General features: G+C 43.1%; 19 protein-coding genes. 3 read left to right on the top strand and 16 right to left on the bottom strand.

Annotated elements, in window-relative coordinates:
- Positions 1-85 precede the first annotated feature (85 nt).
- The 11 genes from DWX62_RS07585 to DWX62_RS07535 all read right to left on the bottom strand — a co-directional run bounded on the left by DWX62_RS07585 (position 86) and on the right by DWX62_RS07535 (position 12925).
- On the bottom strand, positions 86-1321 hold the full coding sequence (locus tag DWX62_RS07585; protein WP_120172679.1) for a sodium ion-translocating decarboxylase subunit beta: 1236 nt from the start codon (positions 1319-1321) through the stop codon (positions 86-88).
- Positions 1321-3159, bottom strand: coding sequence for a biotin/lipoyl-containing protein (locus tag DWX62_RS07580; RefSeq protein WP_005826327.1), 1839 nt, complete (start codon positions 3157-3159; stop codon positions 1321-1323). The genes DWX62_RS07585 and DWX62_RS07580 overlap by 1 nt, the downstream gene beginning before the upstream one ends.
- Before the next feature lie 39 nt (positions 3160-3198).
- The gene (locus tag DWX62_RS07575) at positions 3199-3456 is read right to left on the bottom strand and encodes an OadG family protein (RefSeq protein ID WP_005826326.1); all 258 of its coding nucleotides are present in this window, start codon (positions 3454-3456) and stop codon (positions 3199-3201) included.
- Between the two features lie 192 nt (positions 3457-3648).
- Complete coding sequence (locus tag DWX62_RS07570) at positions 3649-4140, bottom strand: HU family DNA-binding protein (RefSeq protein ID WP_008663902.1); 492 nt, start codon at positions 4138-4140, stop codon at positions 3649-3651.
- A 374-nt stretch (positions 4141-4514) separates the two neighbouring features.
- Positions 4515-4856, bottom strand: a complete 342-nt coding sequence (locus DWX62_RS07560) for an ADP-ribosylglycohydrolase family protein (RefSeq protein WP_243636251.1) — start codon at positions 4854-4856, stop codon at positions 4515-4517.
- Entirely contained in the window at positions 4840-6918 is a 2079-nt protein-coding gene (locus tag DWX62_RS07555) for a sel1 repeat family protein (RefSeq protein ID WP_120172678.1), read from the bottom strand. Before DWX62_RS07555 ends, DWX62_RS07560 begins: the two co-directional genes overlap by 17 nt.
- A 7-nt stretch (positions 6919-6925) precedes the next feature.
- Complete coding sequence (locus DWX62_RS07550; protein ID WP_133303666.1) at positions 6926-7324, bottom strand: hypothetical protein; 399 nt, start codon at positions 7322-7324, stop codon at positions 6926-6928.
- A 58-nt stretch (positions 7325-7382) separates the two neighbouring features.
- A complete protein-coding gene (locus DWX62_RS07545; protein WP_120172676.1) occupies positions 7383-8471 on the bottom strand; it encodes a WG repeat-containing protein in 1089 nt (362 codons plus the stop codon).
- 30 nt (positions 8472-8501) lie between these two features.
- Positions 8502-10271: a DUF6035 family protein gene (locus tag DWX62_RS07540; RefSeq protein ID WP_120172675.1), complete on the bottom strand. Its 1770-nt coding sequence runs from the start codon at positions 10269-10271 to the stop codon at positions 8502-8504.
- 60 nt (positions 10272-10331) lie between these two features.
- Positions 10332-10454, bottom strand: a complete 123-nt coding sequence (locus DWX62_RS22465) for a hypothetical protein (protein ID WP_279387155.1) — start codon at positions 10452-10454, stop codon at positions 10332-10334.
- Positions 10455-10915: 461 nt separating this feature from the next.
- Positions 10916-12925 (bottom strand): hypothetical protein, encoded by a 2010-nt coding sequence (locus tag DWX62_RS07535; protein WP_207806021.1) that lies wholly within the window; start codon positions 12923-12925, stop codon positions 10916-10918.
- A gap of 695 nt (positions 12926-13620) precedes the next feature.
- On the opposite strand from DWX62_RS07535, the gene DWX62_RS07530 reads away from it, so the two are divergent.
- Both DWX62_RS07530 and DWX62_RS07525 read left to right on the top strand, forming a co-directional pair.
- Complete coding sequence (locus DWX62_RS07530) at positions 13621-14916, top strand: Fic family protein (RefSeq protein ID WP_120172673.1); 1296 nt, start codon at positions 13621-13623, stop codon at positions 14914-14916.
- A gap of 426 nt (positions 14917-15342) precedes the next feature.
- The gene (locus tag DWX62_RS07525; RefSeq protein WP_117681326.1) at positions 15343-16473 is read left to right on the top strand and encodes an ATP-binding protein; all 1131 of its coding nucleotides are present in this window, start codon (positions 15343-15345) and stop codon (positions 16471-16473) included.
- 160 nt (positions 16474-16633) lie between these two features.
- Here the strand turns inward: DWX62_RS07525 and DWX62_RS07520 are convergent, their stop codons facing one another.
- The 5 genes from DWX62_RS07520 to DWX62_RS07500 form a co-directional block, all read right to left on the bottom strand.
- Positions 16634-17614, bottom strand: a complete 981-nt coding sequence (locus DWX62_RS07520) for a hypothetical protein (protein ID WP_120172672.1) — start codon at positions 17612-17614, stop codon at positions 16634-16636.
- 221 nt (positions 17615-17835) lie between these two features.
- Positions 17836-19410 (bottom strand): peptide chain release factor 3, encoded by a 1575-nt coding sequence (locus DWX62_RS07515; protein ID WP_120172671.1) that lies wholly within the window; start codon positions 19408-19410, stop codon positions 17836-17838.
- A 21-nt stretch (positions 19411-19431) separates the two neighbouring features.
- On the bottom strand, positions 19432-20286 hold the full coding sequence (gene rfbD, locus DWX62_RS07510; protein ID WP_120172670.1) for a dTDP-4-dehydrorhamnose reductase: 855 nt from the start codon (positions 20284-20286) through the stop codon (positions 19432-19434).
- 60 nt (positions 20287-20346) lie between these two features.
- Positions 20347-20892 (bottom strand): DUF4924 family protein, encoded by a 546-nt coding sequence (locus DWX62_RS07505; RefSeq protein WP_005826317.1) that lies wholly within the window; start codon positions 20890-20892, stop codon positions 20347-20349.
- Between the two features lie 37 nt (positions 20893-20929).
- Positions 20930-21583, bottom strand: a complete 654-nt coding sequence (locus DWX62_RS07500) for a LysE family transporter (protein WP_005826316.1) — start codon at positions 21581-21583, stop codon at positions 20930-20932.
- A 140-nt stretch (positions 21584-21723) separates the two neighbouring features.
- Between DWX62_RS07500 and DWX62_RS07495 the strand changes: the two genes are divergently transcribed.
- Positions 21724-23976 (top strand): family 20 glycosylhydrolase, encoded by a 2253-nt coding sequence (locus tag DWX62_RS07495; RefSeq protein WP_120172669.1) that lies wholly within the window; start codon positions 21724-21726, stop codon positions 23974-23976.
- The last annotated feature ends 184 nt before the right edge of the window (positions 23977-24160 follow it).

The raw sequence follows: 24160 nt of genomic DNA, 5'->3' as shown, positions 1-24160 counted from the left end.
CCCCTCAAAGAAAAACATACAAAAAACTCCGGCATAGCTTTACAAAGCCATACCGGAGTTTCTTTATATTTTTCCTACTGACCGTTTATCCCAGGAATGAAATCAGCACACCCGCCGCAACAGCCGAGCCGATTACGCCGGAGATATTACTGGACATACAGTAATTCAGCACATGGTTTTTCGGGTCATACTTCGTTGCTATTTCATTGCAGACACGGCTTGCCATGGGTACGGCACTCAGGCCGGTAGCACCAATCAGCGGATTGATCTTCTTCTTGCTGAATAGGTTGAACAGCTTCACAAAGAAAATACCTCCCGTAATGGACAATGCAAATGCCAGGAAACCACCAATCACAATACCGATAGTCGTCCAATTCAGGAATGCCTCACTGGTCATCGTGGCGCCAACGCTCAATCCTAAGAAGATGGTAGCTGCATTCATGATACTATTAGCAGCAGCATCAAACAAGCGGCTTGTATCCGAACCGATTTCCTTAATCAAGTTACCGAACATCAACATACCAATCAAAGGTACTGCTGTGGGCACAAATAAAGCAACAATCGTAGTCACTGCAATCGGGAAGATAATCTTCAATACACGCAGATTCTTAATCTCGGTTTTCGAAGGATACAGATTCTCCTGCTCCTTCATGTTAATCATCAATTCCTTCTTGGTACAGAACAGCTTCACCACCATCGGAATGATGACCGGTACCAGCGCCATATAAGAATAAGCAGCAATGGCAATCGGTCCCAACAGATGGGGAGCCAGCTTGATGGTAGTAAAGATAGCCGTAGGACCATCGGCACCACCGATAATGCCCAACGCACCTGCTTCCTGCGGAGTGAACCCTATCATCACAGCACAAAGCAGTACGGTGAAAATACCTAACTGCGCAGCCGCACCGAATATGGAGAGACGCAAGTTACGGAGCATCGGACCAAAGTCTGTCAGCGCACCCACACCCATAAAGATAACAGGCGGCAGAAAGCCGGTCTTAATCAGCATATAATAAATGAAGTTCATCAGTCCGAGGTCGTGCGCAATCTCGTGCAACGGCATCTCCCAAATATTCTTCATCACCCCGCCTACCATGACCATTCCGTTTTCATCTGCCTGAATCACCCCCATCTCGCCGCCGGGAAAGTTGGCAATGAGCACACCGAAAGCGATGGGTACCAACAACAATGGTTCATAGTGTTTCTTGATACCTAAATAAAGCAGGATGAAAGCGATGGCATACATCACGAGGAACGACGGATCAGCAATGATGTTGCTGAAGGCCGTCATATCATAGAGTTTTGCAAATATATCTTCCATTATCCTATCTTCATTAATACATCATCTTCAGAAACAGAGTCACCCGGATTGACACAGATGGCAACAACCGTTCCATCAAAGTCTGCGCGGATGGCATTGTATGTCTTCATAGCTTCGATATAGCAGAGGAGGTCACCACTCTTCACCTTGTCACCCACTTTCAACGGGGTTTCCTGCGCATTCTTTGTCAGGAAGAACTTGCCTTCGAGCGGAGCCGGAACGTCCTGACCTTCGCCTACGGGGGGAGCTGTCACCTTTTCGGTGGCCGAAGCGGGCAGGTCGATGTCACCGTATGCCACCGTCACGCGGTAAGCCTGACCGTCCACCTGCACAGTGAGCGTCTTGGGTTTAGCATCGTCCAGCGGAGACTTGTCACGTTCGGCACGGCGTTTCTCCACATCCTCCAGGAAGTCCTGCTTGGCCTTGCCACTCTTGTAAGCCTCGTATTGAGCCGGGTGCATGGCGTATTCGAAGAGCTCTTCGTCGTCCTCGCCCAGTTCCCACTTGTTCTCCTTCATCAGCTTGCGGTACTTGTCCAGAGCATCGGGATAGTTGTCCTGCGGATTGCCGGTGAAGAACTTGCGTCCTTCGCGTTCGGCCTTCTCTATGATTTCGGGAGCCAGCTGACCCGGCAGCTTACCTGCCTTGCCCAACAGCATATCCCAAATGTCATCGGCAATCATACCCCAGCGTTCCTTGCCTTTCTCCATAGCAATGACGTTCATCATGGAAAGGTTCTTGACGTACTGGCTGAACGGAGTCACCAACGGGGGATAACCCACGCGCGGCCAAACATATGCCACTTCGTTGAACAACTTGATGAGCAGTTCATCCTGCTTCATGAAGGGCAGGTTGCGTTTTGCCTTGTATTTGTTGATGGACTCCAGATTGGATTCCAAGTCTGCCATCAGACTGCCCATCATGCCACCCGGCAGTCCGGGACCAATCAGCAGGGAGTTCATCAGGCGGTTGCGCGGGCTGATGTACAAGCCAAGGAAGTCGTCCATAAACTCCTGGATGAGTGCGCGTACCTTCATATATGCCTCCATATTGACTTCGGGCACCTGGAAGCCTGCATCCTTCAGCATGGCCTGCACACTGAGCAAGTCGGCATGTCCCGTACCCCAGGAAAGCGGCTCCATGCCTACGTCGATATAGTCGCAACCCGCTTCGCACACTTCAAGAATACTTGCCATATTGAAACCGGGACCCGCATGACTATGATACTGGATAGGAATATCGGGATGCGCCGCCTTGATATTGGCCACAATCTTGCCCAAAGAAACCGGACGTCCGATACCTGCCATATCCTTGATGCAGATTTCGTCGGCACCTGCCTTGATAAGCTTCAGTGCCATCTCCGTGTAGTATTCTACGGTATGGATAGGTGAATGGGTGATGCAGAGCGAACATTGGGAAATCATTCCGGCATCGTGTGCATAACCAATGGAAGGAATGATATTGCGGGTATCGTTCAGACCGCAGAAAGTACGCGTGATGTCCGTACCTTGCGCTTTCTTCACCTTATAGAACAGCTTGCGCACATCGGCGGGCACGGGACTCATGCGGAGGCCATTCAGGGCACGGTCCAACATGTGGGTCTGGATACCGGCTTCATGGAACGGCTTCGTCCACTCGCGCACGGCTTTATTCGGATTCTCCCCAAACAGCAGATTTACTTGTTCAAAACCTCCGCCATTGGTTTCCACGCGCGCAAAACAACCCATCTCAATGATGGCGGGAGCAACTTTCACCAGTTGGTCAACACGGGGTACATATTTTCCGGCACTCTGCCACATGTCCCTGAATACCAAACTGAACTTAATTTCCTTTTTCATACTAAATTATTCGGTGTGTTTTTATATAAGATTATTATTTCAGATTTTTTCTACCTTAGCAACTTTACCCTTACCTTGTGTCACTACTGTTACGGCTGCACTGATAGCTGCCAGAATATTACCGGGGACAGGTGCGGGACCATTTGCCGCAGCTTTAGCCGGTGTCACCTCTTCAGGCGCATATTTATTCACCAGTGCAATAAGAGCTTTTCCTAAGTTAATAACAATCAGCAGGATAGCGAAGACTGTTGCCATACCTACCACCATCAGCAGAAGTGCTGTATTCAAGTTTTCCATATTATAAATTATTAGTTATTCAGCCGAATTTACGAAAAATCGCTCGAAATTAGCGATAATCCATTAAAGAAAGGCAGAGAAGAATGATAAAAGATGCTAAAAAGTAAAGCTTCCCGCACAACCAATGAGGCGGTACGGGAAACTTTTAGCATAAAACGGTGTCAGTCATCAATTGCTTTCAAGGAAGGAGAATCAGCCCAACGGATTCTCACCCTGGTCGCCGTCGTTGCCGCCGGGATTGCCACTGTCGTCACCGCCGATGTTTCCACCGGTGGAGGTAGAGGCCTTGCCCCACTCTTCCCAAACAATCTTCGTATTCACCATGCTACGGGTAGTCACTTGACGGCCACTATTACGCTCCACTTCGGGTAGGAAACGAACGCGCACTCCGTTAATCAGCGAAGCGCTTACCTCCGCAGCCGTCGGCACTCCTCTTTTAGTAGAGGTGGCAGTATAGTAGAAGGTGCCTACACCGTCTATCTTCACAGTACGTCCCTGCCCCATGAAATTGCTCAATACACGCCCCAAGTTCTCCATCACCGCATACGTGTCACCACGGGTCACGGTAGAAAGAACAGACAGCTCGTCTGCCACTTCACGGGTAGTAACCGCCTTGCCCCAGGTTACTGATTGAGGATACCACAAATCGTTTACTTTCTTCTGAATTCTTCTAAAAAATGCCATAATCGTAATGTTTTAAATGATTAATTAATAATGTATATCTGATTTCTCTTGTCTCACCCGAGAAGCAGAAGTTTTCATCGTGAGGCCTCAACGATTCAGCCGTCTGCTTTTCTCAAATTCGATGTTGCAAAGTTAGGGTAGGAAACAAGGGAAAACAAGAAAATGGCATCTACAACCGATTTTCATAAATCACTTAAAAACAAAGGATTACAAAAACCATATCTCTACAAGAAGAAGGGGAGAATAAAGCTGAAATAAGAAGAATAAGGTGGTAATCTCTACAAGCAATACACGCAAACCTCTGATAATGAAGGCACCTGTATCTTCCGGTCTCTACAGGGTAGTTGTTATAAGCTATTCCTTGCAATATGACATCATTTACATTTTAATTTTTTAATCGAGAACTCTCTCATTACCGTCACAAACTCATCAGGCAGTCTTTTAAGTACCTCTTCCCTTATGGCAGTAGGCACACCACCATAATAGGCTTCCGCAATGCCACCCGTAATAGCCCCCATCGTATCCGCATCTCCTCTTAAAGAAATGGTCAGTCGAATGGCACTTTCATAGTCCGTACTTTCCAAAAAAGCAATGATAGATTCCGGTACTGTACCCTGACAAGAAATATCATAACTATAAGTAGCCCTTATCTCATTGCAGGTACGGTCAAGATTATAACCGAACGTTTCCTCCAATGTATCAAAAGCGTATACCACAATTATATTTGTACAAGACTTCTGATTCAATTTCTTTATTAATGCGAATCCTTTTCCTATCATTGAAGTTTATGCTCACTGTTTCTCGAACTAATCCTTTCCAATCATTCCAATAACAGCACCTGACTTTAGCCATGTTTCCTATTAGTTCAACCCCTGGTAGAATATCATCGGCTATATTCGAAATATCGACCTTTGAGAATATATTTCCCCGACAAAAACCTGAAAGGTTAGAGATGTCTGATTTTGAGAAGACATATTGCCTGTTCTCATAATTGCCATGCCAAAAAGCTGGCAAAACCGTTGATGCTGTTGTCAACAAATATATTTGCCATGCACTCATTTCTGAACATGTAGCACCTACTTTTTCAATTAAAAGTCTCTTTTCTAATGCTTTTGTTGAATGACCGGTATCAATATAAAACCAAGAATTATCTCCTATACTGACATGCTGTGCAAAATATATTTTCAGTATTCCATTAAAAGTCAGTTCGTCCAAAATGGATAAAACGTCATGATTATATCCATCAGGCGGCATTGTTTCTTCATGCAGAGATTTCAAATACCTATGAAATGCGTAACCTATCCAACCATACTCATTACTTTCTTTGATTAGACGGACAAGGCCCTTCGCCTTCATTCGCATCTCCTCGATTTCTTTCTCGTCACTCTCCAACACATCATACTCTATAATCTGATTCAAGAGAGAGATTCCTTTGCCCACATCTTTAATGAGCGTGTTTCCTTTTTGTCGTTCTCCAAGTATATATAAAACTGCCAAATTCCACAAGCAACGAATAGAAGGGCAAGGTTCTCCACAAACTTTCAATAGATATTCAATAGCATGTTTAAAATCACCAATACCCCATAATACACTGAAGGTATTTTGCATAGCATTCTTAGATCCATTTGATGCCGCAAGACTTAACCATCTCAACCCTTCATCCATATTATTTTCACAATTCAGCAAAAGAATGCCTATATTGTTTGCTACTTCATAGATTCCATCATTGTATGCTTGCACATAACAAGCCTTTATGTCATTATAAAATTGAATGTTCTTTTTGAAGAGATGAGAAAGCATGAACTCATTAAAATCTCCTGCACATTCGGCAAGACTGCAAGGTTTACATACCGAAAAATCTGCAAAAGACCTGTTCCCTGAATCCACTACATAGTTTTTATCAAGATTATCAAAATACTTGGTATCTTTTAACGGATTATCAAAATACAAGTTTCTCGTTATGAGCTGAGACAAAATAAACACATCCTCCTGTCTAACCTTATTTTCTACTTTATCAATCTTTTGTCCTTGAACTTCTCCGTTGTCAATCGACACATCGGGGTAGAATTCAACCACTTTCCGACAGTTCTCGCATACAGACACAACACCGGCATAAGATAGTGGACTAAGGTCTATATTTACTTTATACCATACAAGCCCCTCTGATGAATTGCCACACTTCAGGCAAGGAAGTCTTTTGGTTTCACCCGGTATTTGTTCCTGCGCATTATCCATGATATAGTCATACGCAAACGGTAACCGTTTAAAACTCCAATACCTAACTGTTGAATCTTGTAATGGGTCTGGCGCACACACCACATGGGTTACAATATCATCCTTAACTCTAAAAAGAACATACATCGGTTTATAACCCTCTATTTGGTCGTACACTGCTACATGACTATAATAATTGCAAAATTTGATACTTGTGCGTACATTGATACAATCATGCTTTAGTCGCTTTTCCTTATCTATCCAATATGATTCAAAATCAGCAATGCCACTTAGTTCTTTGTGCTTATAAATAATAAGTTTTACGTTTTCTGACAGGAAAGGCCTTAGTGTAGAAAAATCCTGATTATATCTGCAAAACGCAAATCTCTTTGCAATCTCAGTATATATATCATTAGGCAAGGAATCTTCAATCAGCAATCCTTGCCTATCTATCTCCATAGCATCCTTAAGTTTCTTATTCTTGACGTGTCCTACAATAATCCATACCATTGCTGATAGTGTAAGAATAGCATACGCGACGCCTATAGTCAACCAAATATTCATAACACATTCAAAGATTATCCCAGAACTCCGGAGATTGCTGATCCATATCCAAATTATCATTATAATAAGGATTATCATCTATACTCCCCCAACCATCAGAATCATCCTCCTCAATATAATTCTCCTCTATTACATTATCTTCAAATTCTTCTACAAACCCAGAGCCACTTTCTGCTATATCCTCTACCCCATCCAATTGAGCAGCAAGCATGTCTTGCCCTTCAAAATCCTCATCTACCCTATCAAATTGCGCTCTTAACAAATCTTGTTCAACCGCTTCTTCTACATTATTATACTTTGCTTCAAGTGCTGCGTATGCATCTTCTTGCTCACTAATAGAAACTTGATTAGCAATAGTTTCGTGCATTACCATTTCATCATCCATAATTAAATTTTGTTTTTCCATTTTTATATCTCCTATTTTATTAATACGATTAAATATCTAAAAATCAAGTCTTTACTTCTCACGAAAGGATTGATATTATTTCCCAAATATGTTTCTTATAGAATTGGTCATAACCTATTTTTTTAAGTGTTATAGATTTACTCTTTTCAAGTTCTTCTACCGTATATTTACCCAAATTCGAACTATGCAGAAATATCTTTATCCCATTTAACGCACGTATGATAACACCGTCCTTCTTCTTATAAAGGAATCTTCCTGTATAAATTGTTCCGAATGGTATATCTTTATCTTCAATTTTTATTTGTTGCTTTTCTCCTCTCACAGGAACAGCACTTAGGTATAGCAATGACCTTTCGACATTAACAAATGAAAAATATAATTCTTTCATATTTTGAGGCTGCAATCCCAAATTTCGAGCTTTATTTTGTTGACGAAGATTCATAAGAGCTTCCCGTTTACCAAGTTTGAAGATTAACATCTTTCTGTCATTTCTGGATATATATTCAACTTTTACGGGGCAATCTGCATCTATATTTTCATCTATAATAGAAAAAGAGACACCACTAACCCCGACAAGTCTATCTTTATAGGAACCTATTTCATCATACTTACCGGGAACAACTATCGAGCCATCTTCACGTTCAATCCCCCATTTATCCATTTGAAGAAATTTCTCCATTCCATTATCCAATCTTCTACTCTTCTCCTTCAAGCTCTTACAATTACTATCTATAAAACCATTACAACCATCACATTTGACATTTGCTATATTGTCAGCGTTTAACTCACTGATATAATCATAATTACTTAAAATCTCATTCCCTTGAAAATCCACAATGCAATATAATCCATTACGCATAGCTATAATTTTGTCTGAAGACCATATCTCCAGTTGGGAATAACAAGCTGGCGTTAAAGGAACCCCCTTTTTCATAATTCCCCAAAGTAATGCACCATCTGTCTCCTTTACATATTTGTTACCTATAGGATTGAATTTTTCTATTCGCCTTATTCCAGCATTAAGAAGAGTATAGTTATTGTCGAACAAATCATGTAACCCATCTTTCGTTCCTTCATACCATCCTGTGTGAGGAGTAATTAATTCATATTCAAAAGCTATTCTTATTTCGCCATCGAATGTAATCAATCCACATTTTCCATCTTTCTTTCCAATTTCCTATCTTTGAGTACTTTTCATTATGGCATCCAACTCAAATGCTTCTGATAAGCGTTCCAACTTATCTTCTGTTTTCAAATCTTCTTGTTTTTGTCGCCATAATTCATCCAGTTCTTCAAGGACTCTTTTATTCTCTTTCTCAATATCTGAAATTTTCGATTGAAATTCAGGATGCGCTTCAATATATCTCTGTTCCGCATCAAAATAATACGGTTTGTATGTGCTATCATATTGTAAATCAGAGAGACAGACAAATGTTCCACCCAAACCATTTGAAGAATTCTCATTCAGGTACTCCCAACTCCCATCTGCCTTTAACCAATTGCACTTTAAAATGAGTTCACCTCTTTCCTCACTTTCCTTTTGAGCTTCTCTATCAAAAATGAAAACATTCATTTTATTATTATAATAAATATCTTTTGCCATCATATTATCCAGATTGACGTGTTCATCTTGTTCATCAAAATTAAAAACCCAGATAATGAATTTCTTATTTAGCCGATAGAACAAATCCCTTTCTGCAATTACACTGATAAAGGTTGTGCTTAATTGCAATTCAAATACAATTTCTTGTCCCCTAAAACTAGCTAAAATATCAGGACGTTTCCAATTTAGTATAGGGTGATTTCCTATAATGTTTTTTTCTACTTTTACGTCCGAAACACCAGGAGTCATTTCCAAGAGTTCAGCAATTTTGGTTTTTAATCTTTTGTGACGCTCCCCTTCATTACATCGGGCATATTTTTCTCTATTAATATCCCTTCTTGTTCTTCCTGTCGTTGTTTTATAATCACATTCATCACTATCTTTAAAATGTGAAAAGAAACTAGCTTTACCACGTTCTATCTTCCGACCTGATATTTTAACTGCCTGACGACAATATTTGCATACTAATTTAGGTTTTCTCAAATATATTGATTTTTGCAATTCAGTTCTAACTTTAAAAATCGCGTTCTCCGGTTGAGCAAAAAAATCTCTTGCACTTATTTCTAAACCAGTATCAGTATCAATAACAGTATCTATGGTACGTTTAGTTTTATCAACATAACCTAAATCTGTATTTCCTATTGGTCCTATTGTTATCATAGAACCTTCACCTACTATTATTTTCTGTTCTTCGCTACCTGTTTTTACCTTATTGTCTTTTTCTATCGTAGGCACTGACTTGTTCAATCCAGAAATCTTATTTTGCAATTCGACTTTCTCTTTATTCAAAATGTCAATTATTGCATCTTTAGTACAAATTTCAGCCTTACAATCCTTATACTCTTTATTTATACTGTCATATTGCTCTTTGAGATTTTGATATTGCATCTTCAAGCTGTCTATTTGGTCTTGCATCTGTTCATCAGATATTCTTTCATTATCTTCATCTACAGATTCTAACGCTTGAATATTTGCTTGCAGTTCTTTAATAGTATTATCTTTTTTCCCAATTTCTATTATGTGGTTTTGGCTCTGTAACTCCAAAGATTTAACTTTTTCTTTTGTTAATGTCAATTCCTGTTTTAATGAACTAACACTTTCTTGTAACTGTTGAGATTCATTTATATTACTATTCAACTCATCCAACAAACGTTTTTTTTCATTTTGTAATACAGTATTCTCTTTTATTAGAATGTTATCTTTGTTTTCCAACGTTGCATTTTCCTCCAATAATTGTTTCGTTTTATCTGACAACACTTTATTTTGTAACTGAATGCCTTTGATATCAATCTTAAAAACTCTCTTTAGAAGCCCCATTACAATATTCTTCATATAGTCTGCCATAATCACCCACCTTTTAAATTATACCATTTAAATAATATATCTATTGTTTATAAGACTGATTTAAATAAAAAAATAAAGTACTATACATATCCCTTTCACAATACCCGATAAGCATTTTTTCGCAAATACTTGAAATAACATTGCAAGTTCTTGACCATCAAACACCAGTTTTTTAACTTTCATACGATTAGATTTTACATCTTCCCAGCCCCTAAGAAAACATTTATACAAACAAAAACGTGGAACTACGTACCCACTATCTGTAACTGAAGGTCCTAGGAAAACCTGAAAACATAAATAGATGGACAGCAGTCCCACGCTGAATCAGCGTAGGAAACATACTATGCCATTCTTATGTTTTCTTGAAAATTTCCTAGGTTTTCAGTCACAAGAACAAGCACAACGCTTCTTACAATTTTATCTCTAAAAAACATTGAAGGACATCACCATGTGCTTCATCCGCAAACTTAAACATTTTCTTTCACAAAAAAGAAAATTAGAGTAAGTTTTTAGCTCCTACAAATATTTTCTTGAGACAACCATCATAGCCACCGTCCAATCTATTTATTGATAACTATTAATATACTACTCCAACCACTTATACAGCAACGCCCAATACAAACATTCTTACACAGCATTCAAACTTACCATATTCTATTTTTCTCTTCTTTTCGCAAACGCTTAGACTCCCTCATATCCGCTTTATATTCATAACTCATTTTCAGCTTTCTGAATATCTCCGCTCTGATACGATAACATTCTGCTGTCGGCTTTTCACATATTGCAAAATAATGGTTGGCAACTTTCAAAGCCTCATCATAATCTTTCAGGAAAAACAGTGCTTCCGCCTTATTGATAATAGCATCCGACCATACTCTTTCATTATGCGTTATCAACAACTGATTGTCAGCAACCGCCTCACGGTATTTACCGATATGTGTATAAAGAATGGCACGGTCACGATAAGCGGCATAATATTTTGGATTGAGATTGATAAACGCTGTATATTTTTCTATCAACGCACCTTTAGGATAGGATTTATCGAAAAATAGCCTGTTTAATGCGCAATACTGCTCTCGCATTTCTTCCAATTCCTCTTTTATAACTTTCTTTCTCTCCTCCGGTACCAAGACTTCAATATCAGAAATTTCCTTCGGATAAATAATCAAATCGCGTGGAAGCATTATTTTCTTCAGAAGTTCCACATATATAGAGTTCTTCTTATTCCCTTCTCCTCTATATTCATGTCTATCCAATACGATATAGTAATTCCTGGCAATGAAATCATCCGCTACTTTCAAGAAAGCTTCCTTAATCCGTGAACATTTCTCATTTATCGCATTATCCGTTACATCTACCAAGCGACGGATGGACTCTTTCTGCTTTTCAGCATCCTCTCTATTGGAGAGCACTTTATAAATAGCCAACAGTTCATCATAGTAGGCCGACAGCATTTTAAACTCTACTCCCTCCGGATGGCGCAGATAAAATATATACAGTGTCTTTTGCAAAGGGGTCATCCGCACCTCCTTATCATAATCAAGCAAACGAATCTTGAATTCATCTGTAATCTGAAGCCTACTCAGCTCCGGAATCACTTTTACATTCTTCAACTCATCTAAGGTCTCAGTTCCTAATGTGTGCAACAATAACTCATAATACCCTGCACCTTTCAGAATTTCAATCTCCTTCTTAATGTTTTCTGCAATATTTTTCATAACAATGGGAAATTCATGGTCTGCAAATTCTTGTTGCGGTTCTCCCTCACTCTCATAAAATTCTCCTCCCTGCAAATTCGACACCACAGACATACAAAGACCTCCATGAGGCCTTTGCCGATCCTCTTTTATGAAGGCGCAATAGTCCAAGAAGAAAGTCTCCCAACCATCCTCTGTCATTCCTTGCATTGGATAAAGTGTGAAACGGCTCTCTCGCACTATGTTCCACATGCCGGGTGTAGAGTCATACATGAAACAAGCAAAATGAAAGATACCACTTTCCATCTCTGCCCAATCAAGATGCAGTACTTTACAAAGCAATTTTGTATATTCCACTGTGGTCATTGAACCCAGAAAATTCTCAATGTCCCTATTCCTCTCTTCTGTCAAATTAGCCAAACTATTCAAAGAAGTATCAGGTTTCCACTGAGGCAAATAAATAAAACGAAAACCGTTTTGACGAAAAATGGCTTTTATTTCATCCAAATTCTCCCGGATACATTGGTTCAAACTATCGTCATAACGATTTTCTACATAAATGTAAGTGTCCGCATCAAAATCAAAAGAAACTTTCCCAGGATAATGAAACTTCTTGAACTTATTCCATTTCCGCCGATAGTTTTCCTCCCTTTCTTGTTGCTCTCTTAACCATGTATCATCCGTATCATTGTTTCTAAAATTCCTAAAAACAAAGTATACAGAAAGAAGAGGCAACAATGGGAAAAACAACAGACAACAAAATAAAAGAATTAAAGTAATAAACAACATCAAGAAACATGCCAAGCAGATTCCCTTTTCATCTTTTGCATCTTTATATAGCGAGTTCCATTCGTACATTAAAGATTCTACTATATTCTTCAGATACGCCCGACAATCTTCAAAACACAAAACAAATATCATGAGGAGTGTCCATGCACCTATTATCAACTGTATCATACCCATTTCTACCTATACTATTAATCAAAGAACTACCACATATCTTCATTGTACTACCTTACAAGCTGTATAATGAGGCAGAGTCATATCCTTTACTTATTTTAATGTAGCAAAGGTACTATAATATAACAAATAACAACAAGTTTTGCAAGGCTTGCAAAATCATCATTGATATTCTCCTATTAAACATAAATACAAAAGAGAAAGAGAACGATGAATAGCAATGTTTTGAAAATCACATCTCCGAATTTCATTTTGTAACAACATTTCAAAACCCAAAGACATCCGTTTCAAGCCATCAAGCCGTCACAGTCCATCCCCTCCCAGAACACCTTCTGAAGTGGGGGTAATTCAGTATACGACTGAATAGGATTCAATATACGACTGAATGGCATTCAGTATACGACTGAATAGGGTTCAGTATAGGAGTGAAAATAATCCATCTTCTTTTTCGGTTCGGAAGTGCAGTTTGCAAAGCATGATTCTGTAAACATTTCCCACCCACAAAGCCACGTCCGGAACAGGCGTTGGCAAAAAACAGTTTATGGAAATTGAGAAACACCAAGTGAGATTATGCCTGATTCGCAGACGAAAGTGCAACTAAAATCTTCTTGATTCTTCGAGATTCTTGAAGAATCAAGAAGAAATTCCAGAAAAAACCGTATTTTTGCATAAAGAACTAATTTATAGGAATTATGTTAGAGCATCCACCTATAGCAAATGCACAGGAAAAGTCGGAATCCTTGAAACCGGACTTTTTAGCTGAAGTACAATCCGCCAATGCCGATTATCCGTATTGGGATAAAGTGAAATACATTCGTACAGAAAGCGGACTGAGCGGGAAACAACTGTGGCATGCGCTCAAATACCTCCGGCAACTGAACAGAACCTCCCTGCATTTCGGCAAGTACCGTTTCAGCTTTATGATGACGGATGAGATATTTGAGTTGCTGCACTATTTCGACATGAATATCGGTGGCAGTCTGACAGGTGAGCACTTGATTCCTTCTGAGAACAAGAATGCCTATCTTGTTTCGTCCATCATGGAAGAAGCCATTGCTTCCAGCCAGATGGAGGGGGCTGCTACCACTCGAAAAGTAGCGAAAGACATGCTTCGCAAAAGTGAAAAGCCCAAAGACAAGGGACAACAGATGATTCTGAACAGCTACCAGACAATCTGCCAAATCAAGAGAAATGCGGAAAGTAATTTTTCCGTCCGGCAGCTCCTGGATATTCATCGCTCAATGACCGAGAACACGCTCGACGAAGAAAACGATGCAGGACGAATACGCCAACATGACAACATCCTCATAATGGACGGCATCACCGGTGACGTTGCCCATACGCCTCCGCATCATGAAGAATTGCCGAACTTGCTTGCCGATTTGGAAACGTTTTTCAACAAAGACGGAAAAACATTTATACATCCCATAATCAAAGGCATCATCATCCACTTCATGCTGGCCTATTTTCACCCCTTTGTTGACGGAAACGGACGAACCGCCCGCTCACTGTTCTACTGGTATATGCTCAAAAAGGGATATTGGCTGGTGGAATATATGTCTATTTCACGAACCATATACAAGACCAAAAGGAACTATGCAAAAGCCTACCTCTATACAGAATATGACGACAACGATCTGACTTATTTCATCCTATACAATTTGCGGACGATGAAGAAGGCCTTTGAAGAATTGAAGATATACCTGAAACGCAAATCGGAAGAGAACAGCAGCATTGTCTTGATTGCAAACATCAAGGGAATCAATACGCGTCAAGCACAAATATTAAAAATTATCCACGAGCAGCCTAACACTTGTTTGTCTGTAAAGGAGGTTGAAAATCGTTTTTCCGTTTCCAATTTCACAGCAAGGACAGATTTGGAAGGACTGGTCAGTTTAGGTTATTTATCTGAACTACAAATAAATAAAGTCAAACGGAATTATATAAAATCGGACAAATTTGACAGTTTAATGAAAAACAAGCTGTAATATTCTTCTTGAAACTTCGAGATTCTTGAAGAATCAAGAAGAATCTATCATTCTCAGCAGCTTCCAATCACCCCCTCCAGCGTCTCCCCATCGGCAAACAGCCTGCCATCCGCCTGCATCATCCGCTTCTTCAGGCGGAACTTCTGCCGGGACACGGAAGCGGGAGACACGGCAATGAGCGTGGCAATCTGTGCATTGCTGCATCGAAATCACTTTCCAATTGCGTCATTTCGCGCATCCGATAGATATTGAACTCCGGTCGGAGGGTTTTGCTTTCTTGCATGGCTTCGATGAGAAGTCCGTCATCAAGGGGTGGAAAGCGGACTTTAAAGAGAAAAGCATAGCCTAAAATAAATTTATTAGTAATAATATTATTAGTAATAGATATATTACTTATCTTTGCTCCCGGAATAACATCTGAAGATTATGGAGAAAAAACCTTTTATATTCGGTGTCGCGACATCGGGCGATAATTTCACCGACCGGGAAAAAGAGACCTCACGACTGGTATTGAATTTCCGGCATGGAGTGAATACGGTACTGATTTCGCCTCGTCGTTGGGGGAAAACCTCTTTGGTGCAGAAAGCGTGTCGCTTGGCGCAGTCCGACAAATTGAAAGTCGTTTATATCGATATTTTTTCTTGCCGTAGCGACAGGGATTTCTATGACGCATTTGCTTCCGCCATTCTCAAACAAACCTCTTCAAAGTTGGATGAATGGCTGGAGCATGCCAAATTATTCCTTTCGCGTATCAGCCCTAAAATATCGTTGGGGACCGATCCGATGACGGATTTTTCCATATCGCTTGAAATGAATCCCAAGAGCAACGAGATCGATGAAATCCTGCAACTCCCTGAAAAGATAGCGCAGAAGAAAGGTTGTAATATCGTTGTTTGCATCGACGAGTTCCAGCAAATTGCCGAATTCAAAGATTCCAAAACATTCCAGAAGCGGTTACGCTCGATCTGGCAATTGCAGAAATCGGTGTCTTACTGCTTATTCGGCAGCAAAAAACACTTGATGAACGAACTCTTTGAAAAAAGGAGCCTTCCGTTCTATAAGTTCGGAGACGCTATCTATTTGACAAAAATCGGGACGGCGGATTGGGTGGATTATATTTGTGGGCGTTTCGAGGCTACGGGCAAACAGATTTCAAAAGAGTTAGCCGAGAAGATCTGTCAGAGAGTTGACAATCACTCTTCGTATGTGCAGCAGTTGGCATGGTTGGTATGGATTCATACGGACAAAGTTGCCACGGAACAAGATTTCGAGGAGGCATATCAGGATATCATCGACCAGAATACACCGTTGTTCGAGAAGCAGACCGAGAGCCTTACGACCTATCAAATGAATTTTTTGCGAGCCATTATTGATGGGGTACATAGCGAATTTACCACGCAAGAGGTTTTGCAGAAATATCAACTCGGTTCATCGGCTAATGTCAGCATCGTAAAACGGGCACTGGTCAAGAAAGAGCTTATCGAGATCGAGAAGCGTCAAGCCATTATTCCCGACCCCGTGATGAAGGTGTGGTTAAAAAGAGAATTAGGTGTATAACAATAGTTCGTTAAGTTTTATACACTGCTTTTTGTATAGCAACAAATGTCATATTACCTTTCCTTTTTCATCTAATGCAGCAAAGCTACGATTTTTTTATGAGCAAGAAAAAAGGATATAGGATTTGCTATCATGCAACAAAGTAAATCATTAAAAAGCCTCAGCAGCTTCCAATCACCCCCTCCAGCGTCTCCCCATCGGCAAACAGCCTCCCATCCGCCTGCATCATCCGTTTCTTCAGGCGGAACTTCTGCTGGGACACGGAAGTGGGAGACACGGCAATGAGCGTGGCAATCTGTGCATTGCTGAAGTGCAGGCGGATAAGCATGCAGAGCTGGCTGTCGGCAGGCGTAAGTTGGGGAAAGCGCAAGACAAGGCGTTTGGAAGCACCCTTGTATACTCTGTCAGTAAGCTTCTGCAAGTAGTTCCACTGGCTGTCCGCAAGGAATTTGGGCTGGATGCGCAACTGCTTCACCACTTCGTCTGCGTCTATCACGGCAGAAGCAAGCGCCTGCACCTGCCCGTCGAGCATCCGGACACGCTCGCCCTCTTTCCTCAACAGTTCCAGTTCGCGGGGCACGGGGTTGTCTTCATACTCCTTGAGACGGGCGCGGAGTGACTCGTTTTCCTTATCCAGACGGCTGCCATGTTCCATGAGGTTCGTCAGCGAGCTATGCACTTCTTCGCGCTCTTCGTCGGTCAGCGACATCTCCTTCAGGCATTCTTCCAGTTCCTCGCGCTCGCGTTCATTGTTGCGCAAGCGCTGTTCGTTTTCACTCAGGGTGACTAGATAGTTACGGTGACTACGTTCTTTCTTGAAACGGATAAGGCTGAACAGCATAGCACCGGAAATGCTGAACATAATCACAGAAAACACTCCCCAGAAAAAACGTTCGTAACCACTGACCGGCTTCAGCCGCACATGCCTGCCATCAGAAAGCTCCTTTATCTGATTATACTCACGGTGCAAACCGGAAATCAGGCGGACGGCCCGGGCACTGTCGACAGCACCGCATTGCACCAACGAGTCAGCATGAGAAAGGGACTGTTCGTAGTTCATCAAAGTTCTATCGGCAGGTTTCGAGCAGGCTGTCAGCCCCAGAAGGAGAATCAGCAGGAGAAAAAGGGAGGTATGTTTCATCTTGAAATTTTGTGTTTATAATGAGTAAGGTGTAAAATCGGTAAGGAACGAGCTTACTTCAACAGTTTTCATAATCAATGCATATTAATCGTTACAGAAACAAAGGTAACACTTTCTTCCCACAATAAATAAAGAGGTACAAAGTTTTTCATTACTTTGTACCTCCTCTTTTTCTTCGACTTGCATCATTTATAGCCGTGAGTCAGCAAAAATCGTATAGCTTAGAACTCGCTCGTAAAGTGGAACTTGATATGCTTGAAGTCCATCTGCGCCATCTGCAACACATATCCGCTGTCCGCCAGGAACACATCCCTACCCTCGCGGTCTTTCGCCATATACTGGTATTTGCGCTTCTTGAAGGCTTCCAGTTCAGCCGCATCATCGCTCTCAATCCAGCAGGCTTTATACAGACTGAGCGGTTCCCAACGGCACTTCGCACTGTATTCGTTCTCCAGACGATACTGGATGACCTCGAACTGCAACTGCCCCACCGTACCGATAATCTTACGCCCGTTGAACTGGTTGACGAACAACTGCGCCACACCTTCGTCCATCAACTGGTCGACACCCTTGGCAAGCTGTTTCTGCTTCATCGGGTCGGCATTCTCAATGTACTTGAACATCTCCGGAGAGAAACTCGGAAGCCCCTTGAAGTGAAGCGCCTCGCCTTCGGTCAGCGTATCGCCAATCTTGAACGTACCGTTATCCGGCAGGCCGATAATATCTCCCGCCCAAGCCTCATCGACAGTTGTCTTGCGCTGCGCCATGAACTGCGTAGGCGACGAGAAACGCATCGTCTTGCCATGACGTACATGCAAGTACGGGGCATTGCGTACAAACTTCCCGGAGCAGATTTTGCAGAAAGCGATACATGAACGGTGATTCGGGTCGATATTGGCGGTTATCTTAAAGATGAATCCGGTAAATTTAGGTTCTTCCGGCTCCACCTCACGTTCTTCCGCCTTCACGGGACGGGGACTGGGAGCAATCTCCACAAAGCAATCCAACAGTTCCTGCACACCGAAATTATTCAGTGCCGAACCGAAGAATACGGGAGCAAGCTCACCCTTCAGATATTCCTCCTTATCGAATTCGGGATAAACACCGTCTATCAGTTCCAGTTCGCCACGCAGCTTGTCGGCCAGTTGGGCGCCAATCCGGTTGTCCAGCTCCTCGGTATGGATGTCCACTTCCACCTTCTCCGTCACTACCTGCTTGCTGGGCTGGTAGAGGTTGAGGTTATGCTCGTAGATATTGTAGACACCCTTGAAACGGACACCGCTCTCGATAGGCCACGTCAAGGGACGCACGTGGATGTGCAGTTCCTCCTCCAGCTCGTCCAGCAGGTCGAACGGGTCTTTGGCTTCACGGTCCATCTTGTTGATGAAGATAATCACCGGCGTATTACGCATACGGCAGACCTCCATCAGCTTGCGTGTCTGCGTTTCCACACCTTTCGCACCGTCCACCACGATGATAACGCTATCCACGGCCGTCAGTGTGCGGTAGGTATCTTCAGCAAAGTCCTGGTGACCCGGAGTATCAAGGATGTTGACCTTGTAGTCATGGTAGTCGAACTCCATTACAGAAGTGGTAACGGAAATACCACGCTGTTTTTCAATATCCATCCAGTCCGACGTTGCCGTCTTCTTTATCTTATTGCTCTTTACGGCACCCGCCACCTGGATTTGTCCACCAAAAAGCAACAGCTTCTCGGTCAATGATGTCTTACCGGCATCCGGATGCGCAATAATCGCAAACGTTCTCCGTCTCTCTATTTCGTTGTTATTGGCCATATATCAATTAGTCAGTAATAATCACTCTTCCAAATTCTTCATGCAGACGGCAAGGCTCGCCTCCCAATGGGGTATATCGATGCCGAATGTCTTCTTTATCTTTGTCTTGTCCAACACAGAATAATGCGGACGCGGTGCCTTGGCAGGGAATTCGTCCGTATGCAGCGGACTTACCTTGCAGCTCTTGATACCTGCCAGACGATGGATAGCCAACGTAAAATCATACCACGAGCAGACTCCCTCGTTGCTGAAGTGATAGATGCCGGGCACGATTCCCTGGCTGATAGCCGCAAAGATGGCGCGTGCCAAATCATTGGCGTATGTCGGCGTACCTATCTGGTCGAATACAACTCCCAGTGTCTCGCGCTCGCGTCCCAAACGGAGCATCGTCTTCACAAAATTATTTCCATAAATGGAATAGAGCCACGCCGTACGGATGATCATGGCACGGCTGCAATACTTCATCACCGCCTGCTCACCCGCCAGTTTGGTAAAACCATATACTGAATTGGGACAAGTAGCCGCCTCTTCCGTATAGGGGGTGTGTCCGGTTCCGTCAAAAACATAGTCGGTAGACACTTGTATCAATGCAGCACCGCAAGCTTCGGCAGCGGCAGCCAGATAGCCCGGAGCGACATGGTTCAGCTTGTCGCAAAGCTCCTGATTGTCTTCCGCCTTGTCTACAGCCGTATAAGCGGCGCAATTCACGATTACATCTATCCGGTTGTCCTTCACAAACCCATGCACAGATTGTTCGTCGCAAATGTCCAATTCCTGCACGTCAGTGAAAAAATAAGCATGTTGTCCGTTTTCTTTCGACAACACTCGCATTTCATTGCCAAGTTGACCGTTGGCACCGGTTATCAGAATATTCATTTAATAAAGTTACACTTATATATAGAATGTTACGATGAACAATATTTTCCTCCATAATTATCAATTATCCATCAACTCCAATTCTCCCCGCTTCTCCTTGTCATAATAGTTGGCAAGCAACGAGACGAAACCGCTGATGGCCTCCATAGCCTTTGCCGTGCCCTGACTGATTTCCTTCTTCTGCAAGCGCAACAGCAGCACTCCATAAAGTGCCTCGAAACAAGTGTCTACCTCAGGCTCCTCTTTCCGGCCGCTCTTCTGGCGCAGCTCCACGATAAAAGGCAGTGCCTTGAAATAAGCCGCATTATAGAACGGATATTTCGTAGAAGCCAGCAATTCGCCATGCAGCTCCGTCAGGTTCAGAATGACATTCCGGTTGATTTGCAGATGTCCTTTTTCCGTTACGCCTTCCGCACGCATCATATCTGCCAGATTTCCATACCATTCTTCCAGCGCAGGCCGTTCCTCCTCCGGATAGCGCAAGATGATGTTCTGGCGTATCCGGTCTATGTCACAGCCGTTGGCACGGAGCAAATCCTCCACCTGCCACATATATATAAGGTATTCGGCTATATTCTTCTCTTTCAGTTGTTGCGCAATCTTCACGATAAAATGTATGAATTATGAATTTTCACCTTTCCATTCAATACAGCGATTCACCCATCAGCGTAAACACCAATCCCACCACAGACACCACAATGACAATGCTCCCGATAATACGGTTCAGCATCCAGATGCCACGCAAGTTGAATTGTGTACGGACTTTATTGACAAAAAAGGTAATGCCAAACCACCATGCCAAAGCGCCCAATGCGATGGCCAAGTATCCGGTAACGGCCTCGAATACCAGCACTCCCTCACTTACAAAAGCGAAGCGGGCGAAAAGGCCTACAAAAAGGAATATAATCAGAGGATTGGAAAGCGTGACGGCAAACGCCGTTATGAAGTTATGAAAATAGGAACCCTTGTTGATGGATACCGGACGGATGGACTGTACTGGATTGCTGCGGAACGTATAAACGCCAAACGCCAACAGAAGAATGCTTCCGAAAAGTTGCAGGTAAAAGATGTTCTTGTTGACATAATCAAAAACGAAACTCATCCCGTAGCCCGTCAGCAAAGCATATGCAATATCGCTTAGCGAAGCTCCTATCCCCGTTACGAAACCATACCACCGTCCTTTATTCAAAGTACGCTGAATACACAATACTCCTACAGGACCCAATGGCGCGGACACAATGACGCCGATAATGAACCCCTTCCACAATATGTCAAATATGGTCTCTATCTGAATCATGGCTGCAAATATCGGACTTTTTTATGAGACGAACGAATAGTGTTAACGTTTTTTCGACGGAAAAGGATTTTAAGAAGTAAAGATTATCCATTTTACATATTATTCCGTATATTTACCTCCGAACTTAACAATACCCCCTTATGAAACGAATAAAAAAAACTCTAACACTCGTTTCCATGGCCGTCTTACTACTGACGGCATGCGAAGCCCCCAAGGAACTCGGTGTGGTTCCATATCCGCAGTATGCCCAAACAACGTCAAAAACAGTCGAACTGCCATCTACGGTAACCTTCTCGACCAATCTGGCGAAATCCGACATGAATGACCTGCTGGCCTATCTGCCGGACTTTGCCATCCCCATGAAGCTTGTCGACAAGAACCCTTTTGTAACGATAGAAATAACGGACGCAACGGATAATCCAATCGCTGCCGAAGGCTACAACCTGACAGTCAGCAAACAAGGTGTAAACATTCAGGCCTCCTCCGCAGCAGGTGCCTTCTATGGACTGCAAACCCTGGCACAACTTGCCCGTAACGGGAAGGAACTGCCAGTCACGACCATCAAGGACGAACCCAGATTCCCCTATCGTGGGCTGCACCTGGATGTTTCAAGACACTTCTTTAACACGGACTATGTCAAGAAACAAATAGACCTGGTAGCCACCTACAAAATCAACCGCCTGCATTGGCATCTGACCGACGGTGCCGGATGGCGGCTGGAGATTCCGGGCTATCCCCGCCTGACAGAATTCGCAGCCTGGAGAAAAGCCGCCAATCTGCAGGATTGGGGGAAATATGACCACCACTTCTGCGAGAAGGATGAAGAAGGAGCCTATGGAGGCTACTATACGGAAGCGGATGTACGTGAGGTTCTGGAATATGCCCGCTTGAGGCATGTCACCGTTATCCCCGAAATAGAAATGCCAGGACACTCGGGAGAAGTACTGGCAGCCTATCCACAGCTGTCCTGTACCGGCAAGCCTTATACATCCGGTGAAGTCTGTATCGGAAACGAAGAGACCTTCAAGTTCTTCGAAGATGTGCTGGATGAAGTGATACGGCTGTTCCCCTCCCGGTATATCCATATTGGAGGTGATGAAGCCAGCAGACGCCACTGGAAGGCATGCCCCAAATGCCAGAAGCGCATGAAGGAAGAAGGGCTCAAAGATGAAAGTGAGCTGCAAAGCTATATGATAGTCCGCATAGAGAAGTACCTCAACGACAAAGGGCGTGAAATCATCGGCTGGGACGAGATACTGGATGGAGGCCTGGCCCCCAACGCAACCGTCATGTCGTGGCGGGGTACGGAGGGTGGCATTGCCGCCGCCCGCATGGGGCATTACGCCATCATGACACCGGAGAGCCACTGCTATCTGGACCACTACCAGGATGACCCTGAGACACAGCCGCTGGCGTTTGGCGCCTGCATCCCCATCGGACAGACCTACTCCTACGACCCGGCTCCCGATTCATTGGGAAGTGATATCTGCAAATACATATTAGGCGTGCAAGGCAATGTATGGGCTGAATATCTGCCCACTTACGAACATGCCGAATATATGATATACCCACGCATCATCGCTCTGGCAGAAGTAGGCTGGACTCCCATGGAGAACAAGCATCCGGAGAGTTTCAAGAGACGTATCAACAACGAAATACGATACATCCGGACGAAAGGGTACAACCCGTTCACCTTGTCGGAACAAGTGCAGACCAGCCAGACCGTTGACTATGCCAAGAAAAAAATCATGCTGTCCCTCACCTCCGAAAAACATCCGATTGACATCCGCTACACAACGGACGGCTCCGAACCGACTGTATCTTCCAAGTTATACAAGAAACCGTTTGCCGTAAAAGACTCCATATTGCTGACCGCACGCCTTTTCGACGGAGAAAAGCCTATCGGAAAAAGCCTTCACCTGCGTACCGACTACCATAAGGGCATAGGCAAAAAGATAATCTATGCACCGGGCGGCGGATACTATCAGCATAAAGAAGTATACAAAGGCGGCGGTGACGCCGGTCTCCTCGACGGACTTCGCGGCGGCAAAAGCTACATGGACGGACGATGGCAGGGCTTCTGCCCCAATGATTTGGATGTCATTATCGACCTGGGCGAAGTGACCGCCATACATCGGGTCATGGCCAACTTCATGCAAATCCGTACCCCACAAGTATTTCTCCCTGCCAAAGTGGAAGTATGGGCATCTGTTGACGGCAAGAACTTCACCCTGCTGGACAGTGATATCTGCAGCGAGGAAGAGGCCGGAAAGGACGTGATATTCCGTGATTTCGGCTGGATTGGCACCCCCACTGAGGCACGATATGTACGCTTCCATGCCATACAAGGGAAGAAGCAATTCTTATTTACGGATGAAATCGTCATACAATAACACACATCCGGTTTTTATGAAACAGAACAAAAAACGCATACGAGTAAAATTGCATGCGTTTTTTGTTTTCCTTTTTTTCTCCTCCCCACCGATTTTACGTATCTTTGCCCCCAAGAAGAAAAGATGAAGATACTCAAAGAAGTAACTTCAATCGTAAAATCGTAAAATCGTAAAATCGTAAATA

The organism is Bacteroides sp. AF20-13LB (genome assembly GCF_003603065.1).
Classification (GTDB): Bacteria; Bacteroidota; Bacteroidia; order Bacteroidales; family Bacteroidaceae; genus Bacteroides; species Bacteroides uniformis.
This window is presented reverse-complemented; position numbering and strand designations above follow the sequence as displayed.